The organism is Streptococcus sp. FDAARGOS_520 (assembly GCF_003812685.1).
Taxonomy (GTDB): domain Bacteria; phylum Bacillota; class Bacilli; order Lactobacillales; family Streptococcaceae; genus Streptococcus; species Streptococcus agalactiae.
Genome location: NZ_CP033810.1, coordinates 1,254,843 through 1,275,141 on the forward strand (window position 1 = coordinate 1,254,843; position 20,299 = coordinate 1,275,141).

The 20,299-nt window shown below is 36.4% G+C and carries 17 protein-coding genes; 16 read left to right on the top strand and 1 reads right to left on the bottom strand.

Features of this window, described 5'->3' with window-relative positions:
• The first annotated feature begins 262 nt into the window (after window positions 1-262).
• From glyQ to EGX96_RS06810, 14 genes are all read left to right on the top strand, one after another.
• The gene (glyQ, locus tag EGX96_RS06745; protein WP_000038755.1) at window positions 263-1,177 is read left to right on the top strand and encodes a glycine--tRNA ligase subunit alpha; all 915 of its coding nucleotides are present in this window, start codon (window positions 263-265) and stop codon (window positions 1,175-1,177) included.
• The gene (locus EGX96_RS06750; protein WP_001094117.1) at window positions 1,177-1,818 is read left to right on the top strand and encodes an FMN-dependent NADH-azoreductase; all 642 of its coding nucleotides are present in this window, start codon (window positions 1,177-1,179) and stop codon (window positions 1,816-1,818) included. The genes glyQ and EGX96_RS06750 overlap by 1 nt, the downstream gene beginning before the upstream one ends.
• A 3-nt stretch (window positions 1,819-1,821) precedes the next feature.
• Window positions 1,822-3,861 (top strand): glycine--tRNA ligase subunit beta, encoded by a 2,040-nt coding sequence (gene glyS, locus EGX96_RS06755; RefSeq protein WP_000159082.1) that lies wholly within the window; start codon window positions 1,822-1,824, stop codon window positions 3,859-3,861.
• Window positions 3,862-3,872: 11 nt separating this feature from the next.
• Window positions 3,873-4,130: a DUF896 family protein gene (locus EGX96_RS06760; protein ID WP_123957828.1), complete on the top strand. Its 258-nt coding sequence runs from the start codon at window positions 3,873-3,875 to the stop codon at window positions 4,128-4,130.
• An 88-nt stretch (window positions 4,131-4,218) separates the two neighbouring features.
• Window positions 4,219-4,482, top strand: a complete 264-nt coding sequence (locus EGX96_RS06765; protein WP_000571501.1) for a DUF1294 domain-containing protein — start codon at window positions 4,219-4,221, stop codon at window positions 4,480-4,482.
• Window positions 4,483-4,596: 114 nt separating this feature from the next.
• Window positions 4,597-6,105 (top strand): glycerol kinase GlpK, encoded by a 1,509-nt coding sequence (gene glpK / locus EGX96_RS06770; protein WP_000093523.1) that lies wholly within the window; start codon window positions 4,597-4,599, stop codon window positions 6,103-6,105.
• A gap of 12 nt (window positions 6,106-6,117) precedes the next feature.
• Entirely contained in the window at window positions 6,118-7,947 is a 1,830-nt protein-coding gene (gene glpO / locus EGX96_RS06775) for a type 1 glycerol-3-phosphate oxidase (protein ID WP_000396084.1), read from the top strand.
• A gap of 11 nt (window positions 7,948-7,958) precedes the next feature.
• Window positions 7,959-8,657 carry an MIP/aquaporin family protein gene (locus EGX96_RS06780; RefSeq protein WP_000350763.1) on the top strand — a complete coding sequence of 233 codons (699 nt, stop codon included), beginning with the start codon at window positions 7,959-7,961 and terminating at the stop codon, window positions 8,655-8,657.
• Window positions 8,658-8,744: 87 nt separating this feature from the next.
• Window positions 8,745-10,082, top strand: a complete 1,338-nt coding sequence (locus tag EGX96_RS06785; RefSeq protein WP_000137253.1) for an NAD(P)/FAD-dependent oxidoreductase — start codon at window positions 8,745-8,747, stop codon at window positions 10,080-10,082.
• A complete protein-coding gene (locus tag EGX96_RS06790; RefSeq protein ID WP_001217276.1) occupies window positions 10,073-11,503 on the top strand; it encodes a helix-turn-helix domain-containing protein in 1,431 nt (476 codons plus the stop codon). Before EGX96_RS06785 ends, EGX96_RS06790 begins: the two co-directional genes overlap by 10 nt.
• Window positions 11,504-11,627: 124 nt before the next feature.
• Window positions 11,628-13,613 (top strand): transketolase, encoded by a 1,986-nt coding sequence (tkt, locus tag EGX96_RS06795; protein WP_000141866.1) that lies wholly within the window; start codon window positions 11,628-11,630, stop codon window positions 13,611-13,613.
• A 212-nt stretch (window positions 13,614-13,825) separates the two neighbouring features.
• Entirely contained in the window at window positions 13,826-14,131 is a 306-nt protein-coding gene (locus EGX96_RS06800; protein WP_000711207.1) for a bacteriocin immunity protein, read from the top strand.
• A 19-nt stretch (window positions 14,132-14,150) separates the two neighbouring features.
• Complete coding sequence (locus EGX96_RS06805; protein WP_000589162.1) at window positions 14,151-14,885, top strand: ABC transporter ATP-binding protein; 735 nt, start codon at window positions 14,151-14,153, stop codon at window positions 14,883-14,885.
• A 3-nt stretch (window positions 14,886-14,888) separates the two neighbouring features.
• Window positions 14,889-16,493, top strand: coding sequence for an ABC transporter permease (locus EGX96_RS06810; protein ID WP_001104587.1), 1,605 nt, complete (start codon window positions 14,889-14,891; stop codon window positions 16,491-16,493).
• 207 nt (window positions 16,494-16,700) lie between these two features.
• Here the strand turns inward: EGX96_RS06810 and EGX96_RS06815 are convergent, their stop codons facing one another.
• On the bottom strand, window positions 16,701-18,086 hold the full coding sequence (locus tag EGX96_RS06815; RefSeq protein WP_001865878.1) for a PTS transporter subunit EIIC: 1,386 nt from the start codon (window positions 18,084-18,086) through the stop codon (window positions 16,701-16,703).
• Window positions 18,087-18,226: 140 nt separating this feature from the next.
• Here EGX96_RS06815 and proB point away from each other — a divergent pair, with 140 nt between their 5' ends.
• Complete coding sequence (gene proB, locus EGX96_RS06820) at window positions 18,227-19,030, top strand: glutamate 5-kinase (RefSeq protein ID WP_000820352.1); 804 nt, start codon at window positions 18,227-18,229, stop codon at window positions 19,028-19,030.
• A gap of 9 nt (window positions 19,031-19,039) precedes the next feature.
• The gene (locus EGX96_RS06825; protein WP_000221014.1) at window positions 19,040-20,293 is read left to right on the top strand and encodes a glutamate-5-semialdehyde dehydrogenase; all 1,254 of its coding nucleotides are present in this window, start codon (window positions 19,040-19,042) and stop codon (window positions 20,291-20,293) included.
• The last annotated feature ends 6 nt before the right edge of the window (window positions 20,294-20,299 follow it).

Sequence of the window (20,299 nt, forward strand, 5' to 3'; positions counted from 1 at the left end):
GTAAGAAGAGGTGTTCATCAGCTGTTTTTTTAGCGAGCTCAAGGTAGTGAAAGTTGGGTAGAATAGGATGAATATTGGCACTTTTTAGTGAGTAAAAGTACAATCAAAAATGAAGTAATAAATTAGGGTGGAACCGCGTCTTTGACGCCCCTGTGCTGTTGGGCATAGGTGGTGTAGGACGTGGTTTTTATCATTTGTCCGTTTTAAGTCAATTGTTGTCACCTTCCCAACAGCTGTAATAAAGTGTGAAAGAAGGAAAATGATGTCTAAGAAATTAACTTTTCAAGAAATTATTCTAACTTTACAACAGTTTTGGAATGACCAAGGCTGTATGTTAATGCAAGCTTATGATAATGAGAAAGGAGCAGGGACAATGAGCCCTTATACTTTCTTACGTGCTATAGGCCCTGAGCCTTGGAATGCTGCATACGTTGAACCATCACGTCGTCCAGCTGACGGCCGCTATGGCGAAAATCCAAACCGTCTTTACCAACATCATCAATTTCAAGTGGTAATGAAGCCTTCGCCGTCAAATATTCAAGAACTTTATTTGAAGTCTTTGGAATTACTAGGTATCAATCCACTTGAGCATGATATCCGTTTTGTTGAAGATAACTGGGAAAATCCATCTACAGGTTCAGCTGGATTAGGTTGGGAAGTTTGGCTTGATGGAATGGAAATAACACAATTTACTTATTTCCAACAAGTAGGTGGACTTCAAACAGGTCCTGTAACTTCTGAAGTTACTTATGGACTAGAGCGTTTAGCCTCTTATATTCAAGAGGTAGATTCTGTTTATGATATTGAGTGGGCACCAGGTGTTAAATATGGTGAAATCTTTACTCAGCCAGAGTATGAGCATTCAAAATATTCATTTGAGATATCAGACCAAGTAATGTTACTTGAAAACTTTGAGAAATTTGAAAGAGAAGCAAAACGTGCTTTAGAAGAAGGACTTGTTCATCCAGCTTATGACTACGTCCTTAAATGTTCACACACCTTTAATTTATTAGATGCACGTGGAGCAGTATCTGTTACTGAGCGTGCAGGCTATATTGCACGTATCCGGAATTTAGCACGTGTTGTTGCTAAAACCTTTGTTGCCGAACGTAAAAAACTTGGTTTCCCACTTTTGGATGAGGAAACTCGTATCAAATTACTTGCTGAGGAAGACTAATGAACACACTCATTGTTAATAGTCATCCTGATTTTTCGAATCCGTACTCATTTACAACTATTCTACAAGAAAAGTTTATTGAACTTTATAATGAGCATTTTCCTAACCATCAGTTATCTATTTTAAATTTATATGATTGTGTTTTGCCAGAAATTACGAAAGAAGTACTACTTTCGATTTGGTCTAAACAAAGAAAGGGTTTGGAATTAACAGCCGATGAGATTGTTCAAGCTAAAATCTCTAAAGATTTACTTGAACAGTTTAAGTCACATCACCGTATTGTCTTTGTTTCTCCAATGCACAATTACAATGTGACTGCTAGAGCAAAAACTTATATTGATAATATTTTTATTGCAGGTGAGACTTTCAAGTACACTGAAAATGGTTCAGTCGGATTAATGACAGATGACTATCGTCTGCTTATGTTAGAATCTGCGGGTTCTATTTATTCTAAAGGACAGTATAGTCCATATGAATTTCCTGTTCATTATTTAAAAGCTATCTTTAAAGATTTTATGGCTTTTGATGATTTCTGTGTTGTTCGTGCAGAAGGTACCGATATTTTAGATAGGCAAGTTGTTCTTGATAAGATGAATCAGGATTTAAGAGAAGCATTTGAAGCGTTTTACAGTAAGGAGTAGGAAATGACTAAAGATTTATTATTGGAGCTTGGCCTTGAAGAGTTGCCAGCTTATGTTGTGACACCGAGTGAGAAGCAATTGGGCCAAAAAATGGTCAAGTTTTTAGAGGATCATCGTTTATCATTTGAAACTGTTCAAATTTTTTCAACTCCACGTCGTTTGGCTGTTCGTGTGAAAGGATTGGCAGACCAGCAGACAGATTTAACAGAAGATTTCAAGGGTCCTTCTAAGAAAATTGCTTTGGATGCAGAAGGGAATTTTTCTAAAGCAGCCCAAGGTTTTGTTCGCGGAAAAGGTTTAAGTGTTGATGATATCGAATTTCGTGAAGTTAAGGGAGAAGAATATGTTTATGTCACTAAGCATGAAACTGGAAAAAGTGCGATTGATGTTTTAGCGAGTGTGACAGAGGTATTAACAGAATTGACTTTCCCAGTGAACATGCATTGGGCAAATAATAGTTTTGAATATATTCGTCCAGTTCACACTTTAGTGGTATTATTAGATGATCAAGCCTTAGAGCTAGACTTCCTTGATATTCATTCAGGGCGTATTAGTCGAGGACACCGTTTCTTGGGTTCTGACACTGAAATTTCATCTGCCAGTTCGTATGAAGATGACTTGCGACAACAATTTGTTATTGCTGATGCAAAAGAACGCCAGCAAATGATTGTTAATCAAATTCATGCTATCGAAGAAAAGAAAAATATTTCAGTTGAAATTGACGAAGATTTACTAAATGAAGTGCTTAATTTAGTTGAGTATCCGACAGCATTCTTGGGTTCTTTTGACGAGAAATACCTTGATGTACCTGAAGAAGTTTTAGTCACTTCAATGAAAAATCATCAACGCTATTTTGTTGTTCGCGACAGGGATGGAAAATTGTTACCAAACTTTATTTCTGTGCGTAATGGAAATGCTGAGCATATCGAAAATGTTATAAAAGGTAATGAAAAAGTTTTAGTGGCTCGTCTTGAAGATGGTGAATTCTTCTGGCAAGAAGATCAGAAACTTAATATTGCAGATTTAGTTGAGAAATTAAAACAAGTAACTTTCCATGAAAAAATTGGTTCACTTTATGAACATATGGATCGTGTAAAAGTTATTTCACAATATTTGGCTGAGAAGGCAGATCTTTCTGATGAAGAAAAATTAGCTGTGCTTCGAGCTGCAAGTATTTATAAATTTGACCTCTTAACTGGAATGGTTGATGAGTTTGATGAATTACAAGGTATTATGGGTGAGAAATATGCCTTACTTGCAGGGGAACAGCCCGCAGTAGCAGCAGCGATACGTGAACATTATATGCCGACATCTGCAGATGGAGAGCTTCCAGAAACCAGAGTTGGTGCAATTCTAGCTTTAGCTGATAAATTTGACACCTTACTTTCATTCTTCTCAGTTGGTTTGATTCCAAGTGGTTCAAATGATCCATATGCTCTTCGTCGAGCTACTCAGGGGATTGTCCGTATTTTGGAAGCTTTTGGTTGGGATATCCCACTTGATGAATTAGTAACTAACCTTTATGGTCTATCGTTTGCTAGTTTAGATTATGCTAATCAAAAAGAGGTCATGGCCTTTATTTCAGCTCGTATTGAAAAGATGATTGGCTCTAAGGTCCCTAAAGATATTCGAGAAGCCGTTTTAGAATCAGACACTTATATTGTTAGCCTTATTCTAGAAGCTAGTCAAGCATTGGTGCAAAAGAGCAAGGATGCTCAATATAAAGTTTCCGTTGAAAGTTTGTCACGTGCATTTAATTTAGCTGAAAAAGTTACTCATTCTGTATTGGTGGACTCTTCATTGTTTGAAAATAATCAAGAGAAGGCGCTATATCAAGCTATTTTGTCACTTGAACTGACTGAGGATATGCATGACAACTTAGATAAGCTTTTCGCACTTAGTCCAATTATTAATGATTTCTTTGATAATACAATGGTAATGACAGATGATGAAAAAATGAAACAAAATCGTCTGGCTTTACTCAATAGCCTTGTTGCAAAGGCAAGAACAGTCGCTGCTTTTAACTTATTAAACACAAAATAAGGAGGCATTTTATGGATCCTAAAAAAATTGCTCGTATTAACGAGCTTTCAAAAAAGGAAAAAACAGTTGGATTGACCGGAGAAGAGAAGGTTGAACAAGCAAAGCTCCGTGAAGAGTATATTGAAGGTTTCCGCCGATCAGTCCGTCACCACGTTGAAGGAATTAAATTAGTGGATGATGAGGGCAATGATGTTACCCCGGAAAAACTTCGTCAAGTCCAGAGAGAAAAAGGACTACATGGTCGTAGTTTGGATGATCCAAATTCTTAATGGTGAGACAATTTTAGATTAAAGTCAACACTTGGGTGGGGCAAAAGATAATCTTTGTCTCGCCTTTTTTATTAGGAAGGAAAAAATAATGATTGAATTACTATTAGCATTACTGTTATGGAATATTTTAGTATTTGCAACCTATGCTATTGATAAAAGGCGTGCAATTAGAGGGGCATGGCGTATTAGTGAGAAAACATTGATGATAGAGAGTTTATTATTAGGGGGATTTGGTGCATTCCTAGGTGGAGAAGTTTTTCGTCATAAAACGACTAAATGGTATTTCAGACTAGTTTGGTATATCGGAATGATTATTGATTTAGCTATTATTTGGCTAATTTGGTGTTATTGATGATATCTTATCAAAAATTTTAGGAGCATATTAAATTTTTGATAGTGCAGGATAGACTGATTTAGGTATAATAGAATTACAAAAAGAAAACGCTTACTTTTAAGGAGGAAGTTTATGTCTTCAGAAGAAAAATACATTATGGCGATTGACCAGGGAACAACAAGCTCTCGAGCAATTATTTTTAATAAAAAAGGTGAAAAAATTGCGAGTAGCCAAAAAGAATTTCCCCAAATTTTTCCTCAAGCAGGCTGGGTAGAGCATAATGCTAATCAGATTTGGAATTCTGTTCAATCTGTCATTGCTGGAGCTTTTATTGAATCAAGCATCAAACCTGGACAGATAGAGGCTATTGGGATTACCAATCAACGTGAAACAACTGTTGTTTGGGATAAAAAAACAGGTCTTCCAATTTATAATGCTATTGTATGGCAATCGCGACAAACAGCCCCGATTGCTGATCAATTGAAGCAAGAAGGTCATACTAACATGATTCATGAAAAAACTGGTCTTGTCATTGATGCTTACTTCTCAGCAACAAAAGTTCGTTGGATTTTAGACCACGTTCCTGGAGCACAGGAACGTGCTGAAAAAGGAGAGTTGCTTTTTGGAACAATTGATACTTGGTTAGTTTGGAAGTTAACTGATGGTCTCATCCATGTTACAGACTATTCAAATGCTGCTCGTACGATGCTTTATAATATTAAAGAACTTAAATGGGATGATGAAATTTTAGAGTTACTAAATATTCCTAAAGCAATGTTACCAGAAGTAAAATCTAATTCTGAAGTTTATGGGAAAACTACTCCATTCCATTTTTACGGTGGAGAGGTGCCAATTTCTGGTATGGCTGGTGACCAACAGGCAGCATTATTTGGACAGTTGGCCTTTGAACCTGGTATGGTAAAAAACACTTATGGTACAGGTTCCTTCATTATCATGAATACGGGCGAAGAGATGCAACTGTCTCAAAATAATCTATTAACAACGATTGGTTACGGCATTAATGGTAAGGTTCATTATGCACTTGAAGGATCAATCTTCATTGCAGGAAGCGCTATTCAATGGTTACGTGATGGTCTTAGAATGATTGAAACGTCAAGTGAGTCAGAAGGCCTTGCTCAATCATCAACAAGTGACGATGAGGTTTATGTGGTTCCAGCTTTTACAGGTTTGGGTGCACCGTATTGGGATTCAAATGCTAGAGGGTCAGTATTTGGATTAACTCGTGGGACAAGTAAAGAAGATTTTGTTAAAGCTACACTTCAGTCAATTGCTTATCAAGTACGAGACGTTATTGACACTATGCAAGTTGATTCAGGAATTGATATCCAACAACTTCGTGTAGATGGTGGAGCTGCAATGAATAATTTATTAATGCAATTCCAAGCGGATATTTTAGGGATTGATATTGCTCGTGCGAAGAACCTTGAAACTACTGCCTTGGGTGCAGCTTTCTTAGCCGGACTTTCAGTTGGCTATTGGGAAAGTATGGATGAACTAAAAGAACTGAACGCAACAGGACAACTTTTCCAAGCAACAATGAATGAGTCTCGAAAAGAAAAACTGTATAAAGGGTGGAGAAAAGCTGTCAAAGCGACACAAGTATTTGCTCAAGAGGATTAAGGGGGTGTAGAGATGGAATTTTCACGAGAAACACGACGTTTAGCCTTACAAAGAATGCAAGATCGTACTCTGGATTTACTTATCATAGGTGGGGGTATCACAGGCGCTGGTGTCGCTTTACAAGCAGCAGCTAGTGGATTAGATACTGGACTTATTGAAATGCAAGATTTTGCAGAAGGGACAAGTAGTCGCTCAACAAAATTGGTCCATGGTGGTCTTCGTTACTTGAAGCAATTTGATGTAGAAGTTGTTTCTGATACAGTATCAGAGCGTGCAGTCGTGCAGCAAATTGCACCACACATTCCTAAGCCAGATCCAATGCTTTTACCGGTTTACGATGAGCCGGGTTCTACTTTTAGTATGTTTCGCCTTAAAGTGGCTATGGATTTATATGATTTATTAGCAGGTGTGACAAACACACCCGCAGCCAATAAAGTTTTAAGCGCAGAAGATGTTCTTAAGCGTGAGCCTGATTTACAAAAAGAAGGTTTGCTAGGCGGAGGGGTCTATTTAGATTTCCGTAATAACGATGCACGCCTAGTGATTGAAAATATTAAACGCGCTAATAGGGATGGAGCCTATATTGCCAGTCATGTCAAAGCTGAGGACTTCTTATTTGATGACAACAATCAAATTATAGGAGTACGTGCGCGTGATTTGTTGACTGACCAAGTTATCGATATAAAAGCTAGGCTTGTTATTAATACAACTGGACCTTGGAGTGACACCGTTCGCAACTTCTCCAATGAAGGTAAACAAATTCATCAATTACGTCCAACTAAGGGAGTTCACTTAGTTGTAGATCGCCAAAAATTAAATATTTCTCAACCTGTTTATGTTGATACAGGCCTGAATGATGGTCGTATGATTTTTGTTTTGCCACGTGAAGATAAGACTTATTTTGGAACTACAGATACTGATTACCATGGAGACTTAGAACATCCTACGGTAACTAAAGAAGATGTTGACTACCTCCTTAATATTGTAAACAAACGCTTCCCAGAAGCAGAGCTTACTATTGATGATATTGAGAGTTCATGGGCAGGTTTGCGTCCACTACTATCAGGGAATAGTGCCTCTGACTATAATGGAGGCAATAGTGGAAAACTAAGCGATGAAAGTTTTGAAGAATTAATTGATTCCGTTAAAGATTATATTGCACATAAAAATCATCGTGAGGATGTTGAAAAAGCTATTTCTCATGTAGAATCTAGTACTTCTGAAAAAGAATTGGACCCATCAGCTGTTTCTCGAGGATCAAGTTTTGAGCGTGATGATAATGGCCTATTAACACTTGCTGGTGGTAAAATTACTGATTATCGAAAAATGGCAGAAGGTGCCATGGAAACTATTATTAACATTTTGGATAAAGAATATAATCGCAAGTTTAAACTAATCAATTCTAAAACCTATCCTGTTTCAGGAGGAGAGATTAACCCATCTAATGTTGATTCTGAAATTGAAGCTTATGCTCAATTGGGCACACTAAGTGGTTTAAGTATTGAGGATGCACGTTATATTGCTAACCTTTATGGGTCAAATGCACCAAAATTATTTGCATTGACACGCCAAATTACAGAAGCAGAAGGTCTGAGCTTGGTAGAAACGTTGTCACTTCACTATGCTATGGATTATGAAATGGCGCTTAGCCCAACGGATTTCTTCTTAAGACGTACGAACCATATGCTTTTCATGAGAGATAATTTAGATTCTTTGATTCAGCCTGTTATTGATGAGATGGCTAAACATTATCAATGGTCTGATCAAGACAAAACTTTCTATGAAGAAGAATTACATGAGACTCTAAAAGACAATGACTTGGCAGCTTTGAAGGATAATTGAAGGAGATAATAATGGATATTTTTGGAGAATTCTTAGGAACAGCTCTCTTAGTCTTACTTGGTAATGGTGTTGTAGCAGGTGTTGTTTTGCCTAAAACGAAGAATCATAATTCTGGATGGATTGTTATCACATTTGGATGGGGACTTGCTGTAGCTATTGCAGCGTTGGTATCTGGCAATATTAGCCCTGCCCACTTGAATCCAGCTGTGTCATTAGCTTTTGCGATCAAAGGTGATTTAGCTTGGGGAACAGCTATTCTTTATATGATTGCACAGATTATTGGTGCAATGCTAGGTTCACTTCTTGTTTATTTGCAATTTAGACCCCATTATGAGGCTGCAGAAAATAGAGCAGACATCCTTGGAACTTTTGCAACTGGTCCGGCTTTGAAGGATAATTTTTCCAATTTTTTAAGTGAAGTATTGGGAACACTTGTTCTTGTACTTACTATTTTTGCCATCGGAAAATACAATATGCCTCCAGGAGTTGGTACGATGAGTGTTGGTATGTTAGTGGTTGGGATTGGTCTATCGCTCGGTGGAACAACAGGTTATGCTATTAATCCTGCACGTGATTTTGGTCCTCGTTTATTGCATGCCTTGTTACCGATGAAGAACAAAGGTGATTCTGATTGGACTTATTCATGGATTCCGATAGTAGGACCTATGGTAGGAGCTATTTTAGCAGCCTTAATATTTGCTATGATGTAAGAGATTTTTGATGCTGAGACCGACTTTATGGTCTCAGTTTTTTGTTACCGTTTTCAAAAATAACTTCTTTTGTTATAATAAGTAATTATGACAGAAAAATATGTAAATAAAGTAATTGTCATTTTAGGAGCTTCTTTTGCTGGTATGACTTGTGCGCAGAAATTACGCCAATTAAATCCTAATTGGGATATCGTTTTGATTGATAAAGAAATTCATCCAGATTATGTTCCAAATGGCTTAAATTGGTATTATCGTCACGAAATTAGTGGTTTAAATCAGGCCATGTGGCAGACAGAAGAAGAGCAACGGTTGCAGAATATACGCTGTCTATTTGGTCTAAAAGTTGAGAAAATTAATAAAGAAGATAGGGAATTAATGTTATCAGATGGTTCTTCTGTCTATTATGATCAATTGATTTGTGCCATGGGCTCCCAAGCAGAATCAACTTATATTGATGGGGCTGATGCGCAAGGTGTTTTAACAACAAAAACTTATGCAACTAGTCAAAATGCTAAGCAGGTATTAGATAAAAGTCATAAGGTAGCAGTTGTTGGGGCAGGTATCATCGGTTTAGATATTGCTTATAGTTTACATGAATCAGGGAAGGCGGTCACTTTGTTAGAAGCTCAAGAAAGACCAGACTTCAGGCATACAGATCCTGATATGTCCCTTCCTTTACTTGATGCGATGGCTGAATCAAAACTACATTTTTTCCAAAATCAAAAGGTTGAGAAAATTACTGTAACCCGAGAAGAAAAACTTTGTTTGCGAACGCTAACAGGAGACACCTTTACAGTTGATGCTGTCATATTAGCTGTTAATTTTCGTCCGGATAGTCGTCTTTTAACTGGGTTGGTTGATTTAAGTGTTGATAATAGTGTTGTTGTAAATGATTATTTCCAAACGAGTGACCCTAATATCTATGCTATTGGCGATTTGATTTGGTCGTATTTTAAAGGTCTTAATAGTGCTTATTATATGCCCTTAATTAACCAAGCAATCCGTTCGGCACAAATGTTGGCATACCATTTATCGGGACATGCTGTTCCAAAATTAAAAATAACACGCGCTACAGGATCTAAACACTTTGGCTATTATAGAGCTAACATTGGATTAACTGAATTGGAAGCTGGTTTTTACGAGGATACCGTTAGTGTTACTTATTTCCCTAAAGAACAGTATGATTTAAGGATAAAATTGATTGCTAACCAAAAAACGGGCCATTTATTGGGGGCTCAATTAATCTCAAAGGAAAATTGTTTGGCTACTGCCAATCAGCTTGTTCAAGCTATATCGTGTGATATGACAGATTTTGATCTGGCTTTTCAAGATTTCATTTATACAGCTAGAGAATCTGAGATGGCTTATATGTTGCATCAAGCAGCTATCAACCTTTATGAAAAGAGGATTGGGCTATGCGAATAGAAGCTCTAATGGAAAAAGAAAGGCGTGTTCAATATCGGCTACTTTCTTTTTTAAGAGGCTCTCCTCAGGCAATAGCACTGAAGTTAGCTTTATTAGAAACTGGTTTAAGTCGAGCAACTTTTCTTAAATATATCAATAATCTTAATAGCTACTTTGAACAAGAAAAAGTTAATTGTCGAATCGTTTATTATAAGGATAAGTTATTTTTAGAAGAGGATTATAACTTATCCAATCAAGAAGTGTTGAAAGCTCTGATGAAAGATAGTATTAAATACACTATCTTAATATCTTTATTTAATCAGCGTCAGTTCACAATCGTTGGTCTTTCTCAAGAATTGATGGTTAGTGAGGCTACTTTAAATCGTCATCTTGCTCATCTCAATGAATTGTTAGCGGAATTTGATATTGCTATTTCACAAGGAAAACAGATTGGTGATGAATTGCAATGGCGTTATTTTTATTATGAATTATTCAAGCAACTATGGTCTTATGACAAGTGCCAAAATATGATAAAGAAATTAGACTTAGACTCATTAATTCTATTAATAGAGCGCTTGGCTCAACATACTTTAACTCGAGAAGCTCATCAAAATCTGGGACTTTGGTTTAGTATTTGTCATCATCGTCTCCTTGCTATGGAAAAAATATCTGATAATCTCAAGCCTATTGTGAAACATTATCAATGTAATGCTTTTTATAAACGGTTAGACGCAGCCTTAGTTTTGTATATGAGTCGTTTTGCTCTTGAGTATAGGGAAGGAGAAGTTCTGGCAACTTTTGCTTTTCTACATTCACAAAATATTTTACCAATCAATACAATGGAATACATCATGGGATTTGGAGGCCCGATTATTGATTGTGTAACCGAAACAATCATCTACTTTAAAAAGGAGAGTATTTTAGCTGACGAGACATCAGATCAGGTTATTTACCAACTTGGTCAGTTATATAGCCATTATTATTTCTTTAAAGGTCATATTTTAGTTGAACAACCTGATTTAGAACAAACGTATCGACTTATTGATCATAATATGAGGGATAAGTTGCATCATATTTCAAAGAAGATTATTGCAAATGTTAATCGAATTAGACCTTTAACAGAAGATGGTTGTTCTTTGCTGACTTTACATTTGTTGGAATTGCTTATTTTCTCGAAAAATAGTCAAAAAATGCCCTTTAGGATTGGTCTAGATATGACAGGTAATGCTGTGGAACAGTCATTGTTGGAATATCGCATTCGACAACATTTCTCTGGTAATAATTCTATTCAAGTCGAACCTTATGACGAAGGAAAGGGATTTGATATGGTTATTTATCAGAGTCACTCAAGACCTTATAAAGCCAAACTAACCTATTGCCTTAATAAAGGTGCTTCAGAGCGAGAACTACAGGAAATAGATTCACTTATTTATGACAATTAATCCCATTACTTAATTGAATGGTTTTAATCCCTCCAGAAATTGTTAAAACGTTTACGTATTTTATGTTATAATATCAAAGACGAACAATTTTAAATTTAGTTGTTAAAAACAGAAAGGTTTTATCATGACATTTGACACCATTGATCAATTAGCGGTTAATACAGTCCGCACGCTTTCTATTGATGCTATCCAAGCAGCAAATTCTGGGCACCCAGGTCTTCCTATGGGAGCTGCGCCTATGGCTTATGTGCTTTGGAATAAATTCTTAAATGTAAACCCAAAAACAAGTCGCAATTGGACAAACCGTGACCGTTTTGTGCTATCAGCTGGGCATGGTTCAGCTCTTCTTTATAGCCTACTTCATTTAGCTGGCTATGATTTATCAATTGATGATTTAAAACAATTTCGCCAATGGGGATCAAAAACACCTGGACATCCAGAAGTTAACCATACTGATGGTGTAGAAGCAACAACTGGACCTTTAGGGCAAGGTATTGCTAATGCTGTTGGTATGGCAATGGCTGAAGCTCATTTGGCTGCTAAATTTAATAAACCAGGCTTTGATTTAGTTGATCATTACACTTATACACTTCATGGTGATGGTTGTTTGATGGAGGGTGTTAGCCAAGAAGCTGCCAGTCTTGCTGGACACTTAAAACTTGGTAAATTGGTCCTTCTTTATGATTCAAATGATATCTCACTTGATGGTCCAACATCTCAATCATTTACAGAAGATGTTAAAGGACGTTTTGAATCATATGGTTGGCAACATATCTTAGTTAAAGATGGTAATGATTTAGAAGCGATTGCTGCAGCAATTGAAGCTGCTAAAGCTGAAACTGATAAACCAACCATTATTGAAGTTAAAACTATTATTGGATTTGGCGCAGAGAAACAGGGAACATCTTCAGTTCATGGAGCGCCACTTGGTGCAGAAGGTATTACTTTTGCCAAGAAGGCTTATGGATGGGAATATCCAGACTTTACTGTTCCTGCTGAAGTTGCAGATCGATTTGCCTCAGATCTTCAAGCGCGTGGTGCGAAGGCAGAAGAGGCATGGAATGATCTTTTTGCTAAATATGAAGTTGAGTATCCAGAATTAGCAACTGAATACAAAGAAGCTTTTGCTGGCCAAGCTGAGACAGTTGAACTGAAAGCTCATGACCTAGGTTCATCAGTGGCTAGTCGTGTTTCAAGCCAACAAGCTATTCAACAATTATCGACTCAATTACCGAACCTCTGGGGAGGGTCAGCAGACCTCTCAGCTTCTAATAACACAATGGTAGCAGCAGAAACAGATTTCCAAGCAAGTAACTACGCTGGGCGTAATATTTGGTTTGGTGTACGTGAATTTGCAATGGCTGCTGCAATGAATGGAATTGCGCTTCACGGTGGGACTCGTGTTTATGGGGGTACGTTCTTTGTCTTCTCAAACTACTTGTTACCAGCAGTACGTATGGCTGCACTTCAAAACTTGCCAACTGTCTATGTTATGACACATGATTCTATTGCTGTTGGAGAAGATGGGCCAACTCATGAGCCAATAGAACAATTAGCATCAGTGCGCTCAATGCCTAATTTGAACGTTATCCGTCCCGCAGACGGTAATGAAACAAACGCTGCATGGCAACGAGCTGTATCAGAGACAGATCGACCAACGATGCTTGTTTTAACACGTCAAAACTTACCAGTTCTTGAAGGAACATCAGAATTAGCCCAAGAAGGGGTTAATAAAGGTGCTTATATTTTATCAGAAGCTAAAGGTGAACTTGATGGTATCATCATTGCAACAGGTTCAGAAGTTAAATTAGCTTTAGATACTCAAGACAAACTTGAGTCAGAGGGCATCCATGTTCGCGTCGTATCTATGCCAGCACAAAACATTTTTGATGAACAAGAGGCTTCATATCAAGAGCAAGTGCTTCCATCAGCTGTTACAAAACGTCTTGCTATTGAGGCAGGATCAAGCTTCGGTTGGGGTAAATATGTTGGTTTAAATGGGCTAACACTTACTATTGATACTTGGGGAGCATCAGCACCAGGTAACAGAATTTTCGAAGAGTATGGCTTTACAGTTGAGAATGCTGTATCGCTATATAAAGAACTTTAAGAGCATGAAGAAGTTGGGAAAGATACCTCAACTTCTTTTTTGTAAGATATAGGATGGATTTGAGAATAGTTTTGATAGACTGATAAGTGATGGAAAGCACTCTTTTTTGAAAACGTTTGACAAACATTCCATAGCGCAGTATAATTGATAAAACTATTGTATATATAAAATAATACAACTATTATTAATTATCTTTTTAGAAAGGTTTGTTTATGAAGAAGGAGTGTCGTGATTTTTATCGGCAGATACAGCATACTTACAATGATATATCTGTCCGTGAAGATGCAGTGCTATCATCAATACTATTATCAGCATCGAATGGTTTGATAAAAACTAGCGATGTACCTCGTGTTGCTTATGAGTTAACTCAGCAATTGGAAAATAATGAGATAGAAAAATCTTTCGAGTCATTAGCTACAGTTAAGGAATTGAAAAAATCTGCTAAAAAATTGTCTGAGAGATATGAGCAAAATAAGGTAACAACGGGATTGCTTTCTAAAGTATTTGGAAATCATTAGGAGATAAAAGGAGATTTTTATGATTAAGTTTGAACATGTTTCGAAAGTATACGGAGAAAAAGAAGCTCTCAGTGATTTAACCCTCTCTGTTAAAGATGGTGAGATTTTTGGATTAATAGGTCACAATGGAGCAGGAAAAACAACGACAATTAGTATTCTAACATCTATTATTGATGCAACTTATGGCCAAGTCTATATTGATGACCTACTTTTGACAGAACATCGTGACCAAATTAAGAAAAAAATAGGTTATGTACCGGACTCGCCAGATATTTTCTTAAATTTAACCGCAGAGGAATACTGGTACTTTTTAGCTAAAATTTATGACGTTGCCCCAGAAGATATTGAAGCACGTATCACAAAATTGGTAGACATATTTGAACTAGAGGAGCAACGCTATAATCCTATTGAAAGTTTTTCACATGGTATGCGTCAAAAAGTCATTGTTATAGGTGCCCTTCTTCCAAATCCTGACATTTGGATTCTAGATGAGCCGTTAACTGGTTTAGACCCTCAAGCTTCTTTTGATTTGAAAGAAATGATGAAAGAACATGCTAAAAATGGAAAAACAGTTATTTTTTCAACACATGTCTTAGCAGTTGCAGAACAGTTATGCGACAGAATAGGTATTTTGAAACAAGGGAAATTAATCTTTGTCGGTAGCTTAGGTGAGTTAAAAATGAAATATCCAGATAAAGATTTGGAAACTATCTATTTGGAATTAGCAGGACGTCAAGCTAGTAGGGAGGGATAAAGTATGAATTGGTCACGTATCTGGGAACTCGTAAAAATTAATATCCTTTATTCAAACCCTCAGACTCTATCGGCACTAAGAAAAAAGCAAGAAAAACATCCTAAAAAAGAATTTTCAGCTTATAAATCCATGTTTAGAAATCAGTTATTTCAGATTTTGCTCTTTTCAATAATTTATGTATTTCTCTTTGTATCACTTGATTTTAAAGAATATCCGGGCTACTTCACGTTCTACATTGGTATCTTTACACTAGTATCCATTATCTACTCTTTTATTGCGATGTACAGTGTTTTCTATGAGAGTGACGATGTTAAACAATATGCTTATTTGCCTATTAAATCTGAAGAGCTCTATGTTGCTAAAATTTTTGCAACATTTGGGATGTCTGTAACTTTTCTAATGCCAATCCTAACCTTAATGATTGTGGCTTATTGGCGTATAATAGGTGGCCCACTTGCGGTCCTCCTAGCAATCATAAATTTTGCTATTTTATTTTTATCGGTAACGGTGATTTCATTGTATATTAATAGTTTAATAGGCCGTGCCATTATTCGAAGTGCTAATCGGAAACTTATTTCTACTATATTAATTTCACTAGCTACATTTGGAGCAATAGTTCCCTTATTATTTGTGAATATGACGAGTCAAAAGATGGTACAAGGGAAATTACAAGATATCGCTCCAATCCCTTATGTCAGAGGTTATTATGATATTGTTACAGCGCCATTTAGTATGGAGAGTCTCCTCAACTATTATCTCCCGCTCTTAATCATTTTATTCTTGATAGGTGCTATTTATAAATGGGTTATGCCACGCTACTATCAGGAGTTGTTGTATGGACAGGTCAAGCAGAGAAAAGTCCATCGTCAAATCGATTTTAGTAAACGTGAGTCAATTAATAAAACTCTTGTTAAACACCATTTATCAAGTTTACAAAATGCGACATTATTGACAAATACATTTTTAATGCCACTATTATATCTAGCAATGTTCATTGTTCCAATTTTGAATAATGGTAAAGAGATTGGTCGATTTTTTAATGAAAATTATTTTGGGATAGCTTTTCTAGCAGGAATATTAATAGGTAGTTTATGTGTGATGCCAGCTAGCATTGTAGGGGTAGGTATTTCTTTAGAAAAAAGTAATTTCTACTTTATAAAAAGTTTGCCTATATCATTTTCGTATTTCTTGAAGCATAAATTTGTAACTTTGATAACCTTACAACTTGCAGTTCCTACTTTTATTTATTTCTTGGTAGGATTCTTTCTACTTAAACTATCAATCCTCGTTTTATTGAGCTTCATTTTAGGTCTAGTCTTCATGGGACTTATCGAAGGCCAGTTTATTTATAGACGTGACTATAAACATTTGTTCTTGAATTGGCAAGAGGTTACGCAACTATTTAATAGAGGGTTAGGCCAATGGCTGTTAGTTGGTTCATTGTTTGGAATGATGATAATAGGTAGTTTTCTTATTGGAATAAGTATTTTTTGGTCAATGGTATGGAATACTGTAGCTGTCAATATCATAATCCTTATCATTGGGTTGCTCATATTATCAATTTGCCAATACTTACTGCTAAAAAATTTTTGGAAGAAGCTTGTTTAGTAAAAAGGTTTTAGAAAAATCATACAGTAAGAATAATGCTTAATAACTGAGATAGTTATAGCGGATAAAATAAAGGCTTGTTGTGGACTTTACGGTTGGAAGGCAGCCACTGTAATCCTTTGTTTAATAACGCTAGTTTTAGCTCTAAAATATTTGATTTTTATTGCTATCTATTATATCTTATCAGACAAAGAGACTAGGGATAACCTAGTCTCTTTGTCTGATGCTAACTTGTTTTTCGTAATATTGTGCTAGAATGAATGTCAATATAGCAGTTGTGCTTACAGTAATGATAACTGCAATAAGCATGGTAATAAAAAGATGTGTTGAAGTATGACTGATATAAAGAAACAGACCTGGTAGACCAGAAGAGCCTACAGCGAAGCGGTGAGCGTTCATTATACCGGCATAGAGTCCTCCAAGACCACCACCAATAAGTGAGGCTATTAGAGGATAACGTTTCGGAAGGTTGACACCATATAAGATAGGTTCGGTGATTCCCATATAAGCTGTTATGGCAGCAGGTCCAGCAATTTCTTTAAGTTTTTTTTCTTTTGTTATAAGAGTCACCACTGTACCTGCAGTTGCTTGTGCGATATTTGAGCAGAGCATGCCTGGTCCAAAAATAGAATCAACCCCTAATTTCGCTAGTTGTGTGATTCCTAATGCAGCAATTCCACTATGAACACCAAACATGATTAGGATAGGAGCAAATGCTCCTACTAGAAAAGCAGGTGCCCAACTGGCGTATTTGGATAAAAAAGTAAAAATAACAGCTAAATATTGGCCAGCGATAGTACCCATTGGTCCCAATATAGAGAACGACAAAATTCCCATGCTGAGAAATATTAACATAGGAACAAGCACTAAACGCAGTGATTTAGGAATAATTTGCTTTAAATATTTTTCTATATAAGCCTGAACACAAATAATTAGAATAATGGGAATGACACTTGATGCATAGTTAGTAAGTGTGAATGGGATCGTATGGAATAAGGATACTGGTTTACCAGAAGCTACTAAATTAGCCCAATTAGGGTGAAGGAGCATGACAACAGTTCCCAAAGCTAAAATAGGATTAGCTTTCAATTTTTGAGCAGCTGTGATGGCGATTAAGATAGGTAAAAAATAGAAAACACCATCTGCAAAAAGATTTAGTAATATATATGTTTGAGATGACGGTGTCAAGATTTTGAATACTAGTAATAAAGCTAGCAATGCCTTAATCATACCAGCGCCTGATAAAGCAGGTAAAATCGGTTGGAAAGTCCCAGAAACAAAATCAATAATTCGACTAACTGCTTTGGCTTTTTTGGTTTGTTCTATTTTAGTCGTTGAGTTAGTTTCAATGAGGGAGTTAATTTCTTCAAACACTTTTGCGACATGAGTCCCTATCACTATCTGATGTTGCCCTCCGCTGATAACGACAGTTTTTACCTCTTTTAAAGTTTTTAATTGCTCAAGGTTTACTTTCGTCGGATCATTGAGACTAAAGCGAAGGCGTGTTTGACAATGGTAAACATTGTTAATATTATTTTGTCCACCAAGGTGTTTGATGATATTTTTTGACAAGGTGATGTATTCTCTAGACATAATATCTCCTTAATACTTATAAAACGTTTTCCGATTCTAGATTATAGCATAGTAATAAAAGAAAACACTTGGAAATGCTTGTGAATTTTCAATGATGTTTTCAGATAGCATTTCTAAAGGGCCTATGATATAATTTTTTTATGAAAAGACATTTTGAGACAACTAGAAGAATTGTTATTAAAGTAGGAACCAGTTCCCTCGTACAGACAAGCGGGAAAATTAATTTAAGTAAAATAGACCATTTAGCATTTGTTATTTCTAGTCTTATGAATAGAGGCATGGAGGTGATTTTAGTATCATCTGGTGCTATGGGGTTTGGTTTAGACATTTTGAAAATGGATAAGCGTCCTCAAGAAATATCACAACAACAAGCAGTTTCTAGCGTAGGACAAGTAGCCATGATGAGTCTTTATTCTCAGATATTTTCGCACTATCAAACTCATGTTTCCCAAATTTTATTAACACGTGACGTTGTGGTTTTTCCAGAGAGTTTGCAAAATGTAACAAACTCTTTTGAGAGTCTGCTCTCTATGGGAATTTTGCCAATCGTCAATGAGAATGATGCTGTCAGCGTGGATGAGATGGATCATAAAACGAAGTTTGGGGATAATGACCGTCTCTCTGCTGTCGTTGCTAAAATTACTAAAGCAGATTTATTAATTATGCTGTCAGATATTGATGGTCTTTTTGATAAAAATCCTAATATTTATGATGATGCTGTTTTACGTAGTCATGTTTCTGAAATCACCGATGACATCATCAAGTCAGCTGGAGGAGCAGGAAGTAAATTTGGTACTGGGGGCATGCTTAGTAAAATTAAAAGTGCACAAATGGTGTTTGATAACAATGGACAAATGATATTGATGAATGGCGCCAATCCTCGTGATATTTTAAAGGTGTTAGATGGGCATAATATTGGAACTTATTTTGCTCAAGGAAAGTGAGATTGAGTTATGACGTATATTGAAATATTAGGGCAAAATGCTAAAAAAGCTAGTCAATCAGTAGCACGATTAAGTACAGCTAGTAAAAATGAGATACTCAGGGACTTAGCGAGAAACATAGTGGCTGATACTGAAACCATTTTGACTGAGAATGCTCGCGATGTTGTTAAGGCAAAAGATAATGGTATCTCAGAAATTATGGTGGACCGTCTACGACTAAACAAAGACCGCATACAGGCGATAGCAAACGGTATTTATCAGGTAGCAGATTTGGCAGATCCGATTGGTCAAGTTGTTAGTGGTTATACAAATTTAGATGGTTTAAAAATCCTTAAAAAAAGAGTGCCTTTAGGGGTTATTGCAATGATATTTGAAAGTCGTCCCAATGTATCGGTGGATGCCTTTAGTTTAGCTTTTAAAACAGGGAACGCTATTATTTTGCGTGGTGGTAAAGATGCTATTTTTTCAAATACTGCCTTGGTTAATTGTATGCGCCAAACATTGCAAGATACAGGCCACAACCCAGATATAGTACAATTAGTTGAAGATACTAGTCACGTTGTAGCAGAGGAGTTAATGCAGGCAACAGACTACGTGGACGTCTTAATTCCAAGAGGTGGTGCAAAATTAATTCAAACGGTGAAGGAAAAGTCAAAGATTCCTGTTATCGAAACAGGTGTTGGAAATGTTCATATCTATATTGATGAATTTGCAGATTTAGATATGGCAGCTAAGATTGTTATTAATGCTAAAACCCAACGCCCTAGTGTCTGTAATGCTGCCGAAGGGTTAGTTGTTCATCAAGCTATTGCTAAGGGATTTTTATCTCAATTGGAGAAAATGCTCAAAGAATCGAACCAGTCAGTTGAATTTCGTGCCGATGAGGAAGCTTTGCAACTTTTAGAAAATGCTGTTGCTGCAAGTGAGTCTGATTATGCTACTGAATTTTTAGACTATATTATGTCAGTAAAAGTAGTAGATTCTTTTGAACAAGCAATTAGCTGGATTAATAAATACAGTAGTCATCACTCAGAAGCTATCATTACTAATAATATCAGTAGGGCAGAAATTTTTCAGGATATGGTAGATGCAGCGGCAGTTTATGTTAATGCTTCAACACGTTTTACAGATGGTTTCGTTTTTGGACTCGGAGCAGAGATTGGTATTTCGACTCAAAAATTACACGCGCGTGGACCGATGGGATTAGAAGCTTTAACAAGTACAAAATACTATATTAATGGAACTGGTCAAGTAAGGGAATAGTTGACC

Excerpts from the sequence above, each read along its gene's own strand:
- glyQ (WP_000038755.1), top strand. The coding sequence starts at position 263 with ATGTCTAAGAAATTAACTTTTCAAGAAATTATTCTAACTTTACAACAG.
- EGX96_RS06750 (WP_001094117.1), top strand. The coding sequence starts at position 1,177 with ATGAACACACTCATTGTTAATAGTCATCCTGATTTTTCGAATCCGTAC.
- glyS (WP_000159082.1), top strand. The coding sequence starts at position 1,822 with ATGACTAAAGATTTATTATTGGAGCTTGGCCTTGAAGAGTTGCCAGCT.
- EGX96_RS06760 (WP_123957828.1), top strand. The coding sequence starts at position 3,873 with ATGGATCCTAAAAAAATTGCTCGTATTAACGAGCTTTCAAAAAAGGAA.
- EGX96_RS06765 (WP_000571501.1), top strand. The coding sequence starts at position 4,219 with ATGATTGAATTACTATTAGCATTACTGTTATGGAATATTTTAGTATTT.
- glpK (WP_000093523.1), top strand. The coding sequence starts at position 4,597 with ATGTCTTCAGAAGAAAAATACATTATGGCGATTGACCAGGGAACAACA.
- glpO (WP_000396084.1), top strand. The coding sequence starts at position 6,118 with ATGGAATTTTCACGAGAAACACGACGTTTAGCCTTACAAAGAATGCAA.
- EGX96_RS06780 (WP_000350763.1), top strand. The coding sequence starts at position 7,959 with ATGGATATTTTTGGAGAATTCTTAGGAACAGCTCTCTTAGTCTTACTT.
- EGX96_RS06785 (WP_000137253.1), top strand. The coding sequence starts at position 8,745 with ATGACAGAAAAATATGTAAATAAAGTAATTGTCATTTTAGGAGCTTCT.
- EGX96_RS06790 (WP_001217276.1), top strand. The coding sequence starts at position 10,073 with ATGCGAATAGAAGCTCTAATGGAAAAAGAAAGGCGTGTTCAATATCGG.
- tkt (WP_000141866.1), top strand. The coding sequence starts at position 11,628 with ATGACATTTGACACCATTGATCAATTAGCGGTTAATACAGTCCGCACG.
- EGX96_RS06800 (WP_000711207.1), top strand. The coding sequence starts at position 13,826 with ATGAAGAAGGAGTGTCGTGATTTTTATCGGCAGATACAGCATACTTAC.
- EGX96_RS06805 (WP_000589162.1), top strand. The coding sequence starts at position 14,151 with ATGATTAAGTTTGAACATGTTTCGAAAGTATACGGAGAAAAAGAAGCT.
- EGX96_RS06810 (WP_001104587.1), top strand. The coding sequence starts at position 14,889 with ATGAATTGGTCACGTATCTGGGAACTCGTAAAAATTAATATCCTTTAT.
- EGX96_RS06815 (WP_001865878.1), bottom strand. The coding sequence starts at position 18,086 with ATGTCTAGAGAATACATCACCTTGTCAAAAAATATCATCAAACACCTT.
- proB (WP_000820352.1), top strand. The coding sequence starts at position 18,227 with ATGAAAAGACATTTTGAGACAACTAGAAGAATTGTTATTAAAGTAGGA.
- EGX96_RS06825 (WP_000221014.1), top strand. The coding sequence starts at position 19,040 with ATGACGTATATTGAAATATTAGGGCAAAATGCTAAAAAAGCTAGTCAA.